The sequence below is a fragment of the Marinobacter sp. H13 genome (assembly GCF_059072335.1).
In genome coordinates this window covers 3,827,815-3,842,794 of the sequence record NZ_JCACRU010000001.1, presented here as the reverse complement: position 1 = coordinate 3,842,794, position 14,980 = coordinate 3,827,815, and the positions used below count along the sequence as shown (strand labels likewise).

Below are 14,980 nucleotides of genomic sequence, written 5' to 3'. Positions count from 1 at the left end.
GCAGGACGTACTTTGCTTTACACTTACCGACTCCGGAACACACTATGCTGAACAACCCGAAGGCCCGCATCACTGTGCGGGCGACGATCGCCCTTTACATCGGCGTGCTTGCCACCCTGCTGATTACCACGTTCTACCCGGCTCCCGTCGAGGGTGTTTCAATACCCCTGATGCTGGCGGTGAAACTGGTCCCGCTTCTGCCCTTTGCGGTCACGGTCTTTCGCGGTCACAATCGGGGCTATATCTGGATGTCCTTCGTGGTGATCTTCTACTTCACTCAGGCCGTTGTTTCGGCATGGCTGAGCGAAGGCGCCCCGGGGCCGGTCATTTTGACGGTACTGACCTTCCTGTTGTTCACTGTTGCCATGATTCACCTGAAGGTGAACCGGCCGGTGGCAGACGGAAACACACCCTGAAGACCTGGAACTGACCCTCTATGGCTGACACAAGCAACTCCGGAACGGTGCAGCGGCCACCCGCGCCGCCCAGAAGTACCCTGACCCTGAGAGATGTTTGCACCGCGCTTGTTACCAGCGGGGAAATCAGCCAGGAAGACGCAGAGCGGGTGTTGTCGGCCAACCTGGGCGCGGCAACCGGCGACGGACAGAAAGGCAGGCGCCACCCGCTGGAACTGGTGGCGATTGCCGCGCTGACCAGCCAGAAGAGCGGTCGTACCCTGGATCTGGATCGGCTGACTCACTGGCTGGCCGACTGGGCGGGGCAACCCTATTACCATATTGATCCCCTCAAGATCGACACACCCGCCATTGCCCGGGTGATGTCTTACGCCTTTGCGCAGCGCCATGGCATCCTGGCCGTTGAGATCGGCGCCGATGAGGTGCTGATCGCCAGCGCAGAACCTTTCAAGAGCGATTGGGTGCAGAACCTTCAACAGGCCGTTCGCAAGGATATCCGGCGCGTTGTCGCCAATCCCGAGGATATCCGCCGGTACACCGTGGAGTTCTACCAGCTCGCCAATTCCGTCAGCAAGGCCAGCGGCAGCCAGGGCCCGGGTGTTGCCGGCAACCAGAATTTCGAGCAGCTGCTCGATCTTGGCGCCAGCGAACATCCGGACGCCAATGACCAGCACGTCGTCAAGATTGTCGATTGGTTGCTCCAGTACGCCTTCGACCAGCGCGCCTCGGATATTCACATAGAGCCCCGCCGCACGGTCACCCAGGTCCGGTTCCGGATCGACGGCGTTCTGCACAACGTTTATGAGTTCCCCGAGCATGTGGGCGTGGCGGTGACCAGTCGCCTCAAGATCCTCGGCCGCCTGAATGTGGCTGAGAAACGCCGCCCCCAGGACGGGCGCATCAAGACCCGCAAGCCCGACAACCGTGAGGTGGAGCTGCGTCTGGCCACCATGCCGACCGCCTTTGGCGAAAAGATGGTCATGCGGATCTTTGATCCGGACGTGCTGCTGAAGTCCTACGAGCAACTGGGATTCGGCAAGGAAGACCGCCAGCGCTGGCAGGAAATCACATCCCGCCCGCACGGCATCGTCCTTGTCACCGGGCCCACTGGTTCCGGCAAGACCACGACCCTGTATTCGACCCTGAAACAGATTGCATCGCCCGAGCTAAACGTCTGCACCATCGAGGATCCCATCGAAATGGTGGAGCCGGCGTTCAACCAGATGCAGGTTCAGACCAACATCGACCTGACCTTTGCCGCCGGCGTAAGGGCGCTGCTGCGTCAGGACCCGGATATCATCATGATCGGTGAGATCCGCGATCTGGAGACGGCGGAAATGGCCGTGCAGGCTGCCCTGACAGGCCACCTGGTGCTATCAACCCTGCATACCAACGACGCTCCGAGTGCGATCACCCGGATGATGGAATTGGGCATTCCCCCTTACCTGATTCGAGCAACGGTACTGGGCGTGATGGCACAACGGCTTGCCCGAACGCTCTGCCCTCACTGCAAATCCCCTGGCCCTGCTGATGAACAGGCCTGGCAAACCCTCACACGGCCCTGGAAAGCGCCGGTTCCAAAGCAGTTCTATCAGCCCGTGGGTTGCCTGGAATGCCGGAACACAGGGTATCTTGGCCGCGCAGGGGTTTATGAAATTATGACGCTGTCTGGCGCATTGCTACGACAGATCACCGATCATTGCGAGCTGGAGCAGCTCAGGCTGGATGCCTACAAGGAAGGCATGAAATCCCTGCGCTTGAGTGGTGCACAGAAAGTGGCCGCCGGCCAGACAACGGTGGAAGAGATTCTGAGGGTGACGCCGGAAAGCCAGCGCTGAATGAGGGTCAGGCTCCCGGGCGCAATCCGCACTGGCCCAGTAATTCCTGCCAGGCTTTGGTGTGGGCCATCATGGCCACGTCCAGTTCCCGCCACAGGCTGGCCTCGGCGCTCTGTGAGAGATGCCGCTCATACCAGCCGGCGAAACTTTCTGGCATGACCGCCCGCTGCATTTCCGCCAACTGCTCGAACGGCTCGATGAGCGCCACCCGTCCCTGGGTCACAGTGCTCATATAGGGTTGGATCTTTTCGATATAAACACTGAAAAACATACTCTGAACAATATCCGACTGGTTGTTCGGCTGGCCGTTAATACACAGAGGCTTGCCCTCAATTCTCTGCCTGAGCAATGCCGTCCCGTCCTTCAGCCTTGCAGTCAGAAGAAGCGCGCTGTTGATCAACTGACCGGCGCGGTATTCTGCCTGCCAGCGCTGATGAACGTCGCCGGCAAAGTCGAGGGAAACCGCCAGATCTTCAGAGTACAAACGGGCCACTGCTGCGTTCAGGCTGTCGATATCAAGGGCGAGATCAGACACCGGATTGCCCTCTGGCGCGACGGGATAGTCACCCTTGGCCAGGGTAAACAGTTTTTCGATTTCTTCGACGCCCCAGGTGGCATTCCAGATAGCAATGGGCAGGGATTCAAGCTTGCTGTCGATACCACCGGCAAGCTCTTCGGCAAATTCTTCATCTTCTATATCCGGCAGACAGTCCCTGGCCGCTTCGATAAACCGGATTTCATAACGAAGGCGGTTCAGGGGTTGCATAACCCGCCCCATCACCGAGTTTTTCTCACCAACAACGTACTGGAGTTCACAGCCGTAGAGCGATAGAAAATCGAGCATTCCCATGTCCAGTTCGGGCATGGTCAGCACACGGTCACGGCGGCGGGGAAGCTGGCTGGCGGAGGGAATGTCAGAAAACTCGGGATCGGCTTCCAACACGCGGGCCACCCGCTCCACATACTCGTCCATCATGGGACGCGCATCCGAGAACGGGTCGCAACCGGCAAGAAGCACGGCGAGAACCGGCGCAAAGATTCTGCAAATTCCGGTTCCGGGCATTCATTCCTCCTGCGATGGCGTTAAAAAGCCCTGGGCCTAGCGCTTTTGCAGCAGGGCATCAACCTCCGCAAAATCACGGGCAACGAAACGTTCGGTTTCCGGCAGATCTCCCTCGCGAACAAGCCAGGCAGTTTGCATGCCGGCTTCCTCGGCTGCCTCCAGTTCGGCTTCCACATCAGACAGGAACAGCACCGTGCAGGCCTCGACGCCCAACTCAGACAGAATATTCCGGTATGAAACGGTCTCTTTCTTGCCACCGATGCGGGTATCGAAATAGCCCGAGAAAAACGGCGTAAAATCGCCTTCCGTGGTAAAACCGAAAATCAGCTTCTGGGCTTTCACCGAACCTGATGAATATACGAACAAACGCAGCCCCCGATCATGCCAGCGTTGAAGGTAGTCGGCTGCGTCAGCATAGATGTGCCCTTTCAGCTCTCCCTGCTGATAGCCCTGCTCCCAGACCATGCCCTGCAGCGTCTTAAGAGAGGTTTCCTTGCGGTCTTCCCTGATCCAGGTTTCAAGCACTTGGATCAGCCCTTCGACATCCTCACGCGCAACGCCTGAAACCTCGGCCACTGCGTCCAGTTGCTCAGACACAGCCGAGCTGTCCTGATGCTGGTCACGGACAAAACGCGGCAGGTGCTCGCTGGCATAGGGAAACAGGACATCGTGCACAAACGAAATAGAGCTGGTGGTGCCTTCGATATCCGTGAGCACAACCCGGATCATTCGGCCGCTCCTGCCAGCGCCTCATAGCGAGGCAGGCGACCGGCGATGTCTTCACCGGTAAAGTCCGCCACCCAGCCCTCGGGGTTGGTGAACAGGCGAATGCAGGTAAACGCAGGTTCCGGGCCCATATCAAACCAGTGGCGAGTGCCATCGGGCACACTGATCAGATCGTTTTTCTGGCACAGCACGGCGAAAACCTCGTTGCCGAAGTGCAGGTAAAACAGGCCCTGGCCACGGACAAAGAAACGAACTTCGTCTTCACTGTGGGTGTGCTCATCCAGAAACTTTTGCCGGAACGCGTCTTTCTGCGGATTGTCCGGGTTCAGGCTGATCACATCCGCGGTCTGAAAACCACATTCGTGCTTCAGTTTCGAGACTTCCTCGCTGTAGGCCTCAAGGATGTCTTCCTGGGATGCGTCAGCCGGCAGATCTTTCGTTGGCCACTGCTCATAGCGCACACCGTGGCGGGCCAGAAGCTCCCGTATTTCTTCAGGATTCCCGGTCACTTTGCGTGCCTTTTCGGGCTGGCTCTGGTCGAAAATACTCAGGGTAGTCATGGGCGAACCCTCATGGTTTCAAGCTCACATTCAAACAGGAATTCAAAGGCCTCGACATGGCGCAGGCAATCGGCCATGGTTTTGCCCCAGGTGTACAGGCCATGGCCACGAATCAGGTAGCCTGGCTGTTCCGGATGCTCCCGGAACCATTCGCGAGTTTGCTCCGCCAACGCGTCGATGTCCTGGGTGTTGTCGAACACCGGAACCGTCAGGACTGATTCGTGGGTCTCAACGCCGGTAAACGCCTTCTGCAGCTCATAGCCTTCCAGCGCCAGTGGCTGGCCGGGCTCAAGCAGACGACTGAGCACCGTTGCCTTCACCGAGTGGGTATGCAGAACCGCGCCCACCTCGGGAAAGACCTCATACAGCACCGTATGCAGCCTTGTTTCTGCAGAGGAGCGACAGTCGCTCTGTACCGGCCGGCCGGCCAGATCGACCACCATGACATCACCCGCCCCCAGCTGCCCCTTGTGACGGCCTGAAACAGTAATGGCGATGTGTTCGGCATCGATGCGGGCAGAATAGTTACTGCTGGTTGCGGGCGACCAACCCTGCTGGTACAGGAATCGACCGGCTTGCACAATCGCATCCGCGGCGACGGCGTATCGGGTTACATCAAACACGAGTTCTCTCCCGGGTTTCAGAGCGCTTGGGACACTCCCATGGGCGCCATTATAGGGACGAACCAGCTCCTCGCAAATGATGCCGTGCGGCAATCAGATCGGCGACAATGGAGACAGCAATTTCTGCCGGTGTCTTGCTCGGAATATCAACACCAATGGGAGCTCGCAGGCGTTCGAGTGCCTCTTTTTCAAGCCCCAGAGATGCCAATCGTTCCCGCCGGGCTTCCGAAGTTCTTTTCGACCCCATTGCGCCTATGTAAAAGGCACTGGAGTGAAGAGCTGCAAGCAACCCCATATCGTCGATGCGCGGATCATGGGCGAGGGCCAGAATACCGGACCAGGCGTCGCCAAACTGTGTCGAAATCAGATCATCGGGCAGGCGCCGGTCCAGGGGAATCCCTTCAAAACTCCAGCCGGCGGCGAAGGCCTCCCTCGGCTCACAGAGGGTGACAGCAAAATCCGCCGCGGTCGCGAATTCAAAAACGTAACGGGCGACTTCGCCCGCACCGATCAGCAACAGCCGGCACTCGGGCTGCAAAGCATGAAGAAGCTGTTCACCGTCGAAGTGGACCGCGTTACCGGCCCGGGAGACAGAATGCTCCAGCGTCGGAGCCCCGTTTATCGGCACGCGACGAACCACCGGTTCGCGATCGCGCAAGGCAGCCGCCAATGCCTGAACGTGATCGAGACCCATCTGGCCCCGGAAGGGTTCAATCAGAAGCCGTATCCGGCCACCGCAAGGCAGCTGGAAATGATCCCGGTCATCATCGGTGATTCCATAATCAACGAAAACCGGATGTTCCGGCCCGTCTTCCGCTGTGCGCCGGAGCAGATCCTCTTCCAGACAGCCACCGGACACCGACCCGCTCCAGTGACCGGATTCTGCAATCGCCAGCCAGGAGCCGACCGGACGCGGCGAGGAGCCCCAGGTGTCCACTATGGTGCAAAGCCAGGCTCTCTGACCTTCCGCCAGCCAGTGAGACATTCTGTCTAATACGGTCTGGTGGCCAGTAGCGACCGAATAGGCGACGCTTGAATCAGGCATTGGCTCTCAATGGCAGGCTACGCTGCCGCTTTCCATTGAGCGCAAACAGGGCATTACCCAGGGCCGGGATCACCGGCGGCACGCCAGGCTCGCCGACTCCGGTCGGCGACTCGCTGCTTGCAACAATATCCACCAATACCTCAGGACGCTCGTACTGCCTCATTAGGGGGTAGTCGTGGAAATTGCTCTGCTGGACCTCGCCATTCTCCAGCGTGATTTCTCCATAAAGTGCCGCGGTCAGCCCAAACAGGATACCGCCCTCGATCTGGTCCTCCACGATACGGGGGTTAACGACCTGGCCGCAGTCCACCGAACAGGTGACCTTGTATACCCGGATCGCACCATTCTCGACTCCGGCTTCCACCACCTGGGCAACGTACGTTCCGAAACTCCGGAACAGGGCGAGCCCCCGGGCCCGCCCTTCTGGCACAGGCGACTGCCAGTCGGCCAGCCTGGCAACCCGGTCAAGCACTTCAAGGTGCCTCGGCTCGTGGGCAATAAGGCGACGACGGAACTGGTAAGGATCCTCACCTGCCTCATGGGCAAGTTCGTCCATGAAAGTTTCGACGGCAAACCCGTTGTGGGAAAAACCTACCGAACGCCACCAGGTAATCGGAATGCCGGGATCGGTGTGGGTATGACGGATATCAATATTGGGGACCCGGTAGGGGTATTCGATAGCCCCCTCAATCGCGGAGTGATCTTTCGGCGTGGCAATGCCTTCGGCCATTAGCCCGACTGAGCCAAGTGTGTCGTACATGAATTTTGGCGCCCAGGGATACTGGGCAGGGGCCGCATTGCGGACATACCAGTCCAGGATCTGAGGACCAACAATCTGGTGATGCCAGCCCGTCAGCTCAGCACTAGACAGGCTGGCTTTCATACGGTGCAGCATGGCAGGGCGATAGAGATCGTGACGGGTGTCCTCTTCACGGGACCAGATGACCTTAACCGGCCGTCCGACCCGATAGGCCACTGCCGCCGCTTCTTCGATATAGTCCTGAGTCAGTCGACGGCCAAAACCGCCGCCGAGAAAGGTCGTATTGATAGTGATATCGTCGGGGCCAAGATTGGTCACCCGGGCTGCTGCTATCCGGCCAAGGTCCGGCGCCTGTGTAGGGGCCCACACCTCCATGCCGTCCTCTCGGTACCAGGCCGTGGCACTCATGGGCTCCAATGTCGCGTGGGCCAGGTAGGGCTGGGCATATTCCGCTTCCACCACCCGGTCGCCCTCCTCCATGGAACTGGCAAAACTGCCCTCACTACGCTCGGACTCTCCGGGATCGTCATCGGCGGCGGCGCGGTAGGAGTCGAACACGTCGCCCGTAGACAGAGACACGGCATCCGAAAAATCCCAGTCTATCTTGAGCGCGTCCTGAGCCTTCCGGGCACGCCAGTATTTGTCGGCAACAACGGCCACGCCACGCTCGATCTCAAAAACATCAAGCACACCCGTCATTGCACGGACCTGATCAGCGTTGAAGTCCCGAACGCGGCCGCCGCGTCGGGGAGAGCGTGAAACAACGCCGTACACCATGTCCGGAAGATCGACATCAATCCCGTAAACTGCGGTTCCCGTGGACTTCGCCCGGGCATCGAGTTTGCCTCGCTGCTTGCCAATGTATTTCCATTCGCTCTGCGGCTTGAGCGCTATGTCACCACGCAGCACTTCTTTGGCGGCCAACTCAACCAACTGGCCATAGGCCATGGAGTCGATACCGTTCGGGTGCACCACCCTGCCTTCACTGGCGCGACATTCGGTTGCTTCGACGTTCCATACACGTGCTGCCGCCATAACCAGCATTTGCCGGGCTTCCGCTCCGGCCGTTCGAAGCGGCTCCCAACTGGTCGCAACACTGGTGCTACCGCCTGTCAGTTGAAGCTTGTACAGAGGATTTCGATACTCCGGCGCCACAGGTGCAAAGCGTGGGGTGATCCGCTCCGGCTGGATTTCCAGCTCTTCGGCAATCAAAGTGGTCAACCCGGTGTAAGTTCCTTGCCCCATTTCGACCCGGGCCAGGGTGAAGAAGACTTCATCATCGGCAGTCAGTTCCAGCCAGGCATCGGGACGCCATTCGCCCGTGTCCGGCTCATACCCCGTCTGGATTCCCGCGCAGCCCGGCAACGTTATTGAAACCATGAGGCTCCCGGAGGCCCCGGCACTGACCTTGAGGAAATTTCGTCGATTCATCGCCATGTTATGCGGCCCCTCCCTGAGCGCCGTCTGACGTATCAGCGACGACGGATTCCACGGCTGCAATGATCCGCGAGTAGGTGCCGCATCGGCAAAGATTGCCTGTCATGGCCGCAACAATTTCCTCACGTGAAGGCGCCGGATTGCTGGCCAGAAGGTGGGCCGCACTCATGATCTGGCCCGACTGGCAGTAGCCGCATTGAGGAACGCCGTGTTCTATCCAGGCATCCTGCAGTGCATGAAGACGACTTCCCTCCCCCAGGCCTTCAATCGTAACCACATCACCACCCGCGGCCATTTCGACCGGTGTCGAGCAGGAGCGCACAGGCTGCCCGTTCAGGTGAACTGTGCAGGCACCACAGAGGCCCGCGCCGCAACCGAATTTAGTTCCCTTGAGCCCCAGCTCATCACGCAATACCCATAGAAGAGGCGTATCCCCTTCAATGTTCAGCGACCGCTCGTCGCCATTGACTGTCAGGCTCACGGCCATCCCAACCCTCTCCTTTACCTGTCTCCGGTGTTGTTTCCGGCTTTATTATTGTCGCTACCCCTATGGCAGATACCAGAGTCCTATCTGACGACTTCTTCGCCATCCTTGTTAACCCAGATCTTGCGTTCGCCGGACTCCATCTTGCCGTTTGAGTCCCAGACCTCCCGATCCGTTGTGGCCTCTTCAACCTTGCCGTTGTCGTTCCAGATAACTCGATCCTTACAGCCCGCCAGTGCCAGTACGGCGAATACAACCAATACAGCTTTTTTCACGACGATAACCTCCGTTCAGCCGCCACCGCGGCTCGTGTTAAGGAATACCTGGGATTGGCAGCCCTAACGGCTGCCGTGGAGTTCACGATTATGCTGCTTATCCCGGTCACTCTTTCGCACCATGACATAAACAGCCCCCGTACCACCATGGTGTTTCTGGGCCGAATGAAAGGCCAGGACATCGTCCAGCTCCGGCAACCATTTGGCGAGGTAGCTTTTCAACTGGGCGATACCATCAGGATTACGCTCGCCCTTGCCATGAAGAATGATGACCGACCGCAGGCCATAGCGCACGCAATCACCGATGAACCTGAAGACTTCGCGACGGGACTGCTCAACGGTCATACGGTGCAGATCAAGGCGCGCTTCGATCGGATACTGGCCCAGCCGGAGCTTTCGAAATACGCCGTGCTGGATGCCTGGCCGCTGCCAGCTCAGGATATCGTGGGCCGTAAGCGGCTCTACCATGTCGGAAGTCAGGGGATTGGTGTCCCGCGCGGGCTTTTCAACAGCCGCCCGCTGACGTTCCAGATGACCTGGCGTCAGTTCCCGGGGCGTTGTCACCTCGGCCCGGTTGGGCTTGCGGATACGCCGGACGTCTTTCATTTCCTCAAGGAAACTGAGGCGCTCTTCTTTGGTAGTCATGGCGTTACAATTAATGACCTGTTTCAGAGACCGACTTTACCACCTGGGTAACCGGCCTTAAAGAAAACTGATCTATGTCAGACTTATTGCGACCAAAATCGTAGGGCAACAGATGCTTTGGCTACACTACACTTCAGACGGACAATAATAACCAGCGAGTGACGACGGACATGGCCTCAGCGCACCAGGAAAATGACCGCCCGCAGAACATCCGCGCCATCATGACGTTTTTGCGGGAACACGCGCCTTTCTCCAGCATGGATGACTCCCATCTTGCGCATTTCGCGGAGAACGCCTCCATCCAGTTCTACGCCGATGGCGATATCGTGCTGTCTCCGGATCAGGATGTCGTTAAACGATTTTACGTGGTCAAACAGGGGCGGATTCGTGGCGAGCGCCACAACGACAAAGAAGACCGCACGGAAACGACCTTCGAGATCAGCCAAGGCGAGTGCTTTCCCCTCGCCGCCATGATCGGCGAACGGCCAACCAGAACCCTGCATCGGGCAGACGGCGACACCTTCTGCCTCAGCATCGGGCAGACAGCGTTCGTTACACTCTTTGCTGAAAGCGAACCTTTCCGGGATTTTTGCCTGCGGGGCGTCAGCAGCCTGCTCGATCAGGTGAACCGGCGCATACAGTCAAGTGCCATGGCCTCAATCGGGTCCAGCACGTCCCTCGATACGCCACTTGAACGCTATGCCCTGCGCAATCCGATTGTCTGCTCGCCCGATCTGCCGGTGCGTAAAGCCGTGGCCCGAATGCACGAAAACAACGTCGGCAGCATTATCGTTACCGATGAAAACCGTATCCCGACCGGCATTTTCACACTGCGGGACCTTCGCACCATGATCGCCGAGGGCACCGGCCCCCTGGATACACCCATACAGCAGGTAATGACCAAGAATCCCTGCTGCCTTCCCTCCCATGCGGATGCGTTCGAAGCTGCCATGCTGATGGCGGAGCATCATTTTGCGCATCTTTGCGTCATCGACGATGACCGTAAACTGATTGGCGTGGTTTCGGAACGAGACCTGTTCTCCCTGCAGCGCGTGGACCTGGTAAACCTTGCCCGCACCATTGGCACGGCCACCCACCTGCGCACCCTGGTCAGCCTGCGAACAGACGTATCACGCCTGGTGGATGCGATGCTCGCCCACGGCGCCGACTCCGGGCAGGTGGTCAAGATCATCACCACGCTCAATGATGTAACCGTCAGACGGGTCCTGGAACTGAACATCAAGAAGAACGACCCGGGCATTCCCTTCACCTGGCTGACGTTTGGCAGCGAGGGCCGCCAGGAGCAGACCCTGCTGACCGACCAGGACAACGGCATACTGTTCCAGACGCCGGAAGGGATGACCGCCGAACAGGTCCGGGAAAAGCTGTTGCCCTTTGCGCGAAAGGTAAACGACGAACTGGCCGAATGTGGCTTCACCCTGTGCAAGGGCAACATCATGGCCAGTAACCCGAAACTCTGCTTGAGCGACAAGGAGTGGGACGACTGGTTTATCCGGTTCATTGATGCCTCCACACCCCAGAACCTGGTGTATTCCTCAATTTTTCTTGATATGAGGGCTATCTACGGTCCAACCGAGCCGCTGAACGATCTTCTGGACAAGATCCTCACGCGGATCCGGAAAAACGCCCTGTTCCAGAAAATGCTTGCCGGGAATGCGTTCCAGCGGAAGCCGCCGCTCACCATGTTCCGCAATTTCCGCTATATATCCGAGGGCAACAAGCACTCACTGGACCTCAAGCGTCAGGGCCTGGCGCCGTTTGTTGAGGCAGTGCGGGTTTTCGCCCTGGCGAATGGCGTTGAGACCGCGAACACGCTGGAGCGCATGGATGAGCTGGCGAAAAAGGGCGTCTTCGATCCGAAAGATGCCAACGCCTGGAAGGAAGGTTATAGCCTGATCCAGGCGATCCGCATGCGGGCCCACCAGGAAATGCTGGCAAAGGGAGAGGAGCTCACCAACTACATCGATCCCGACGATCTGAACCCACTCGACCGTCGAATCCTGCGGGAATCTTTCAGGCAGGCGCAGCGGTTGCAACAAAAACTCGAAGTTACCTACCAACTCTGACCTTCAGGCGCGAGACATGCTGGAACAGATCAAACAATGGATTGAGCATCGCCGGGGCGGAAAAATCGGCAGCCACGATCCTGGCAATCTGCCCAACCCGAAAACGCCAGGAGAACAGTTGCTTACGGACTGCCGTCTGATCGTGCTGGATCTTGAAACCACGGGACTGAACCCCTCCAAGGACGAGGTGATCGCTATCGGGGCCGTCGCCATCCGCGGCGGCATTATCCATCTGGGCGACCAGTTCGACCTGATCCTCAGGCGTCCGGAGCTCGACATCCGCGAAACCGTGCTCATTCACGGGATCGGGCCCGAGGCGCTGACCCAGGGGCACGAAATCGAGGATGCCCTTCTTTATCTTCTTGAGTGGATGAACGGCGACCCTATCCTGGCCTACCACTCGGCGTTCGATCAAAAATTTCTGGAAAAGACCCTGAAGGCGCAGCTTGGCTATACCCAGCCTCATACCTGGATGGACGTGGCCGACTTGATGCCTGCATTTTTTCCAAACACCAAGACCGGTGGCAAAGGACTCGACAACTGGGCCGATTATTTCGGCCTTGAAGTCAGCGAACGTCACCACGCCGCTTCCGATGCTCTCGCTACAGCCGAACTTACCCTGGTCGCACTTAATAAGGCGCGGTCGGAAGGGGTAAAAACTCTCAAAGGGCTTTACGACAAGCTCCATTACCATCGGCGCCTGCAAAACATGCATCGTTTCTGAATCGATGCCTGGCGGAACATCGCATTTATAGACCGACGTCACGCCAAATTACTGAGAATTAGACCTTTTGCCAATATCTATAAATCGCTTGACCAGTAAAGTCAGTAGGGACAACTAGTCGGAGAAGTACTTATATGAATAATAAATTCTCTAACAGAAGTGCCTCACCAAAAACCCACCCAACCTCCACAACAACAAAACAGGAGTGATCCTATGTCAGCAGGTCATAGCTACGATGCTGAAGCGTACTGGAAGGCGAATCTGCGCCTGATATTCGGGAGCCTGATAGTCTGGGCCCTGGTATCTTACGGCTTTGCAATTCTGCTCCGTCCGATGCTTGCCGGTATTCCGATTGGTGGTACTGATCTGGGCTTCTGGTTTGCCCAGCAAGGTTCCATCCTCACGTTCATCGCTCTGATCTTCCACTACGCGTGGCGCATGAACAAGATCGATGAAAAATTCGGCGTGCACGAGGAGTAAGAACGAATGAGCCAATTTGCCATTAACATCATTTTCGTAGGGGGCTCATTCCTCCTCTACATCGCAATTGCTATCTGGGCCAAGGCCGGAAGCACGAGTGACTTCTACGTTGCCGGCGGCGGTGTTCATCCGATCACCAACGGCGCAGCAATCGGCGCCGACTGGATGTCCGCGGCATCGTTTATCTCCATGGCAGGTCTGATTGCTGCCGGTGGCTACGCCAACTCCACCTTCCTTATGGGCTGGACTGGCGGTTACGTTCTGCTGGCCATGCTGCTGGCTCCGTACCTGCGGAAGTTTGGCAAGTTTACGGTTCCCGAGTTTATCGGCGACCGTTTCTACAGCAAGAATGCCCGCCTCGTAGCGGTTATCTGCCTGATCGTAGCGTCTGTTACCTACGTTATCGGCCAGATGGCTGGTGCTGGTGTTGCCTTCTCCCGCTTCCTGGAAGTTGATTCCACCGTTGGCCTCATGATCGCGGCTGTCGTGGTCTTCATCTACGCAGTTATGGGTGGCATGAAGGGTATCACCTACACCCAGGTGGCACAGTACTGCGTGCTGATCATTGCCTACACCATTCCTGCTGTGTTCATCTCTCTGCAGCTGACCGGTAACCCGATTCCAGGTCTGGGTCTGTTCTCGACTCACGTGGATTCCGGCATGCCGATCCTCAGCAAGCTGAACCAGGTTATCACCGACCTCGGCTTCAATGAGTACACCGCCGATATCGACAACAAACTGAACATGGTTCTGTTTACCCTGTCGCTGATGATCGGTACTGCAGGCCTGCCACACGTTATCATCCGCTTCTTCACCGTACCCAAGGTGGCTGACGCACGCTGGTCCGCAGGCTGGGCTCTGGTATTCATCGCCCTGCTGTACCTGACTGCGCCGGCGGTTGCTTCCATGGCTCGCTTGAACCTGATGACCACCATCTACCCGGACGGCACCTCAGCGGAGCCCATCCAGTACGATGAGCGTCCGAACTGGATCAAGGAGTGGGAAGTAACTGGTCTTATCCAGTTCACCGACAAGAACGAAGATGGTCGTATACAGCTGTATAATGACAGCGAGGCCTTCGCTCCCCAGGCTGAAGCAAGGGGCTGGAACGGTAACGAGCTCGTGGTTAACCGGGATATCCTGGTACTGGCCAACCCGGAAATCGCCAACCTGCCCGGCTGGGTCATTGGTCTTATCGCAGCAGGCGGCCTGGCAGCAGCACTGTCCACCGCGGCTGGCCTGTTGCTGGCGATCTCCTCAGCGATCAGTCACGATCTGATCAAGGGTTCCATCAATCCCAACATCACTGAGAAGGGCGAACTGATGGCAGCACGGATATCGATGGCCGTCGCGATCGCGGTGGCCACCTGGCTTGGCGCCAATCCCCCGGGCTTCGCGGCACAGGTGGTGGCCCTTGCCTTCGGTATTGCCGCCGCCTCCCTGTTCCCGGCACTGATGATGGGTATCTTCTCCAAGCGTGTGAACAACAAAGGCGCAATCGCCGGCATGCTGACCGGTCTGGCCTTTACCCTTGCGTACATCTTCGTGTACAAGGGCTGGTTGTTCATTCCGGGCACCAATAACCTGGCAGACACTCCGGAAAACTGGGTGCTGGGCATCTCCCCGCTGTCTATCGGCGCGGTTGGTGCAATCGTCAACTTTGCGGTAGCCTTCATTGTATCCAACGCAACTGAAGAACCGCCCGTTGAGATTCAGGAACTGGTTGAAAGCGTCCGTTACCCACGTGGTGCCGGTCAGGCTCAAGACCACTAAGCAACATCTCAGCCTGATTTGTTCGATGAACTGACAGGTTGATA

The 14,980-nt window shown here is 57.9% G+C and carries 15 protein-coding genes; 6 read left to right on the top strand and 9 right to left on the bottom strand.

Annotation, left to right across the window (positions count from 1 at the left end; translation table 11 throughout):
- Nucleotides 1–44: 44 nt before the first annotated feature.
- Together AC5JQH_RS17885 and tfpB are read left to right on the top strand one after the other, a co-directional pair.
- Nucleotides 45–416 carry a DUF2069 domain-containing protein gene (locus AC5JQH_RS17885; protein ID WP_008172908.1) on the top strand — a complete coding sequence of 124 codons (372 nt, stop codon included), beginning with the start codon at nt 45–47 and terminating at the stop codon, nt 414–416.
- A 20-nt stretch (nt 417–436) separates the two neighbouring features.
- Nucleotides 437–2,254 (top strand): type IV pilus assembly ATPase TfpB, encoded by a 1,818-nt coding sequence (gene tfpB, locus AC5JQH_RS17880; RefSeq protein WP_288365776.1) that lies wholly within the window; start codon nt 437–439, stop codon nt 2,252–2,254.
- Between the two features lie 7 nt (nt 2,255–2,261).
- Here the strand turns inward: tfpB and AC5JQH_RS17875 are convergent, their stop codons facing one another.
- The 9 genes from AC5JQH_RS17875 to smrA all read right to left on the bottom strand — a co-directional run bounded on the left by AC5JQH_RS17875 (nt 2,262) and on the right by smrA (nt 9,872).
- Nucleotides 2,262–3,317 carry a DUF3080 domain-containing protein gene (locus AC5JQH_RS17875; RefSeq protein ID WP_008172911.1) on the bottom strand — a complete coding sequence of 352 codons (1,056 nt, stop codon included), beginning with the start codon at nt 3,315–3,317 and terminating at the stop codon, nt 2,262–2,264.
- 36 nt (nt 3,318–3,353) lie between these two features.
- On the bottom strand, nt 3,354–4,046 hold the full coding sequence (gene mtnC, locus AC5JQH_RS17870; RefSeq protein WP_008172913.1) for an acireductone synthase: 693 nt from the start codon (nt 4,044–4,046) through the stop codon (nt 3,354–3,356).
- The gene (locus tag AC5JQH_RS17865; protein ID WP_008172914.1) at nt 4,043–4,603 is read right to left on the bottom strand and encodes a 1,2-dihydroxy-3-keto-5-methylthiopentene dioxygenase; all 561 of its coding nucleotides are present in this window, start codon (nt 4,601–4,603) and stop codon (nt 4,043–4,045) included. The genes mtnC and AC5JQH_RS17865 overlap by 4 nt, the downstream gene beginning before the upstream one ends.
- On the bottom strand, nt 4,600–5,226 hold the full coding sequence (locus tag AC5JQH_RS17860; protein ID WP_053114901.1) for a methylthioribulose 1-phosphate dehydratase: 627 nt from the start codon (nt 5,224–5,226) through the stop codon (nt 4,600–4,602). Before AC5JQH_RS17860 ends, AC5JQH_RS17865 begins: the two co-directional genes overlap by 4 nt.
- Nucleotides 5,227–5,275: 49 nt before the next feature.
- Nucleotides 5,276–6,271 (bottom strand): XdhC family protein, encoded by a 996-nt coding sequence (locus tag AC5JQH_RS17855; protein ID WP_227507745.1) that lies wholly within the window; start codon nt 6,269–6,271, stop codon nt 5,276–5,278.
- Nucleotides 6,264–8,468, bottom strand: a complete 2,205-nt coding sequence (locus AC5JQH_RS17850) for a xanthine dehydrogenase family protein molybdopterin-binding subunit (protein ID WP_493805802.1) — start codon at nt 8,466–8,468, stop codon at nt 6,264–6,266. The genes AC5JQH_RS17855 and AC5JQH_RS17850 overlap by 8 nt, the downstream gene beginning before the upstream one ends.
- 1 nt (nt 8,469) lies before the next feature.
- A complete protein-coding gene (locus tag AC5JQH_RS17845; RefSeq protein ID WP_053114899.1) occupies nt 8,470–8,955 on the bottom strand; it encodes a (2Fe-2S)-binding protein in 486 nt (161 codons plus the stop codon).
- Nucleotides 8,956–9,035: 80 nt separating this feature from the next.
- Nucleotides 9,036–9,227 (bottom strand): membrane lipoprotein lipid attachment site-containing protein, encoded by a 192-nt coding sequence (locus AC5JQH_RS17840; RefSeq protein WP_008172919.1) that lies wholly within the window; start codon nt 9,225–9,227, stop codon nt 9,036–9,038.
- A gap of 63 nt (nt 9,228–9,290) precedes the next feature.
- Nucleotides 9,291–9,872: a DNA endonuclease SmrA gene (gene smrA / locus AC5JQH_RS17835; protein ID WP_008172920.1), complete on the bottom strand. Its 582-nt coding sequence runs from the start codon at nt 9,870–9,872 to the stop codon at nt 9,291–9,293.
- 170 nt (nt 9,873–10,042) lie between these two features.
- Here smrA and AC5JQH_RS17830 point away from each other — a divergent pair, with 170 nt between their 5' ends.
- From AC5JQH_RS17830 to AC5JQH_RS17815, 4 genes are all read left to right on the top strand, one after another.
- On the top strand, nt 10,043–11,959 hold the full coding sequence (locus AC5JQH_RS17830) for a putative nucleotidyltransferase substrate binding domain-containing protein (protein ID WP_014576697.1): 1,917 nt from the start codon (nt 10,043–10,045) through the stop codon (nt 11,957–11,959).
- Between the two features lie 16 nt (nt 11,960–11,975).
- A complete protein-coding gene (locus tag AC5JQH_RS17825; RefSeq protein ID WP_008172922.1) occupies nt 11,976–12,683 on the top strand; it encodes a 3'-5' exonuclease in 708 nt (235 codons plus the stop codon).
- A 213-nt stretch (nt 12,684–12,896) separates the two neighbouring features.
- On the top strand, nt 12,897–13,163 hold the full coding sequence (locus tag AC5JQH_RS17820; protein ID WP_008172923.1) for a DUF4212 domain-containing protein: 267 nt from the start codon (nt 12,897–12,899) through the stop codon (nt 13,161–13,163).
- Nucleotides 13,164–13,169: 6 nt separating this feature from the next.
- Complete coding sequence (locus tag AC5JQH_RS17815) at nt 13,170–14,936, top strand: sodium:solute symporter family protein (protein ID WP_493805801.1); 1,767 nt, start codon at nt 13,170–13,172, stop codon at nt 14,934–14,936.
- The last annotated feature ends 44 nt before the right edge of the window (nt 14,937–14,980 follow it).

Excerpts from the sequence above, each read along its gene's own strand:
- AC5JQH_RS17885 (WP_008172908.1), top strand. The coding sequence starts at position 45 with ATGCTGAACAACCCGAAGGCCCGCATCACTGTGCGGGCGACGATCGCC.
- tfpB (WP_288365776.1), top strand. The coding sequence starts at position 437 with ATGGCTGACACAAGCAACTCCGGAACGGTGCAGCGGCCACCCGCGCCG.
- AC5JQH_RS17875 (WP_008172911.1), bottom strand. The coding sequence starts at position 3,317 with ATGCCCGGAACCGGAATTTGCAGAATCTTTGCGCCGGTTCTCGCCGTG.
- mtnC (WP_008172913.1), bottom strand. The coding sequence starts at position 4,046 with ATGATCCGGGTTGTGCTCACGGATATCGAAGGCACCACCAGCTCTATT.
- AC5JQH_RS17865 (WP_008172914.1), bottom strand. The coding sequence starts at position 4,603 with ATGACTACCCTGAGTATTTTCGACCAGAGCCAGCCCGAAAAGGCACGC.
- AC5JQH_RS17855 (WP_227507745.1), bottom strand. The coding sequence starts at position 6,271 with ATGCCTGATTCAAGCGTCGCCTATTCGGTCGCTACTGGCCACCAGACC.
- AC5JQH_RS17850 (WP_493805802.1), bottom strand. The coding sequence starts at position 8,468 with ATGGCGATGAATCGACGAAATTTCCTCAAGGTCAGTGCCGGGGCCTCC.
- AC5JQH_RS17845 (WP_053114899.1), bottom strand. The coding sequence starts at position 8,955 with ATGGCCGTGAGCCTGACAGTCAATGGCGACGAGCGGTCGCTGAACATT.
- smrA (WP_008172920.1), bottom strand. The coding sequence starts at position 9,872 with ATGACTACCAAAGAAGAGCGCCTCAGTTTCCTTGAGGAAATGAAAGAC.
- AC5JQH_RS17830 (WP_014576697.1), top strand. The coding sequence starts at position 10,043 with ATGGCCTCAGCGCACCAGGAAAATGACCGCCCGCAGAACATCCGCGCC.
- AC5JQH_RS17825 (WP_008172922.1), top strand. The coding sequence starts at position 11,976 with ATGCTGGAACAGATCAAACAATGGATTGAGCATCGCCGGGGCGGAAAA.
- AC5JQH_RS17820 (WP_008172923.1), top strand. The coding sequence starts at position 12,897 with ATGTCAGCAGGTCATAGCTACGATGCTGAAGCGTACTGGAAGGCGAAT.
- AC5JQH_RS17815 (WP_493805801.1), top strand. The coding sequence starts at position 13,170 with ATGAGCCAATTTGCCATTAACATCATTTTCGTAGGGGGCTCATTCCTC.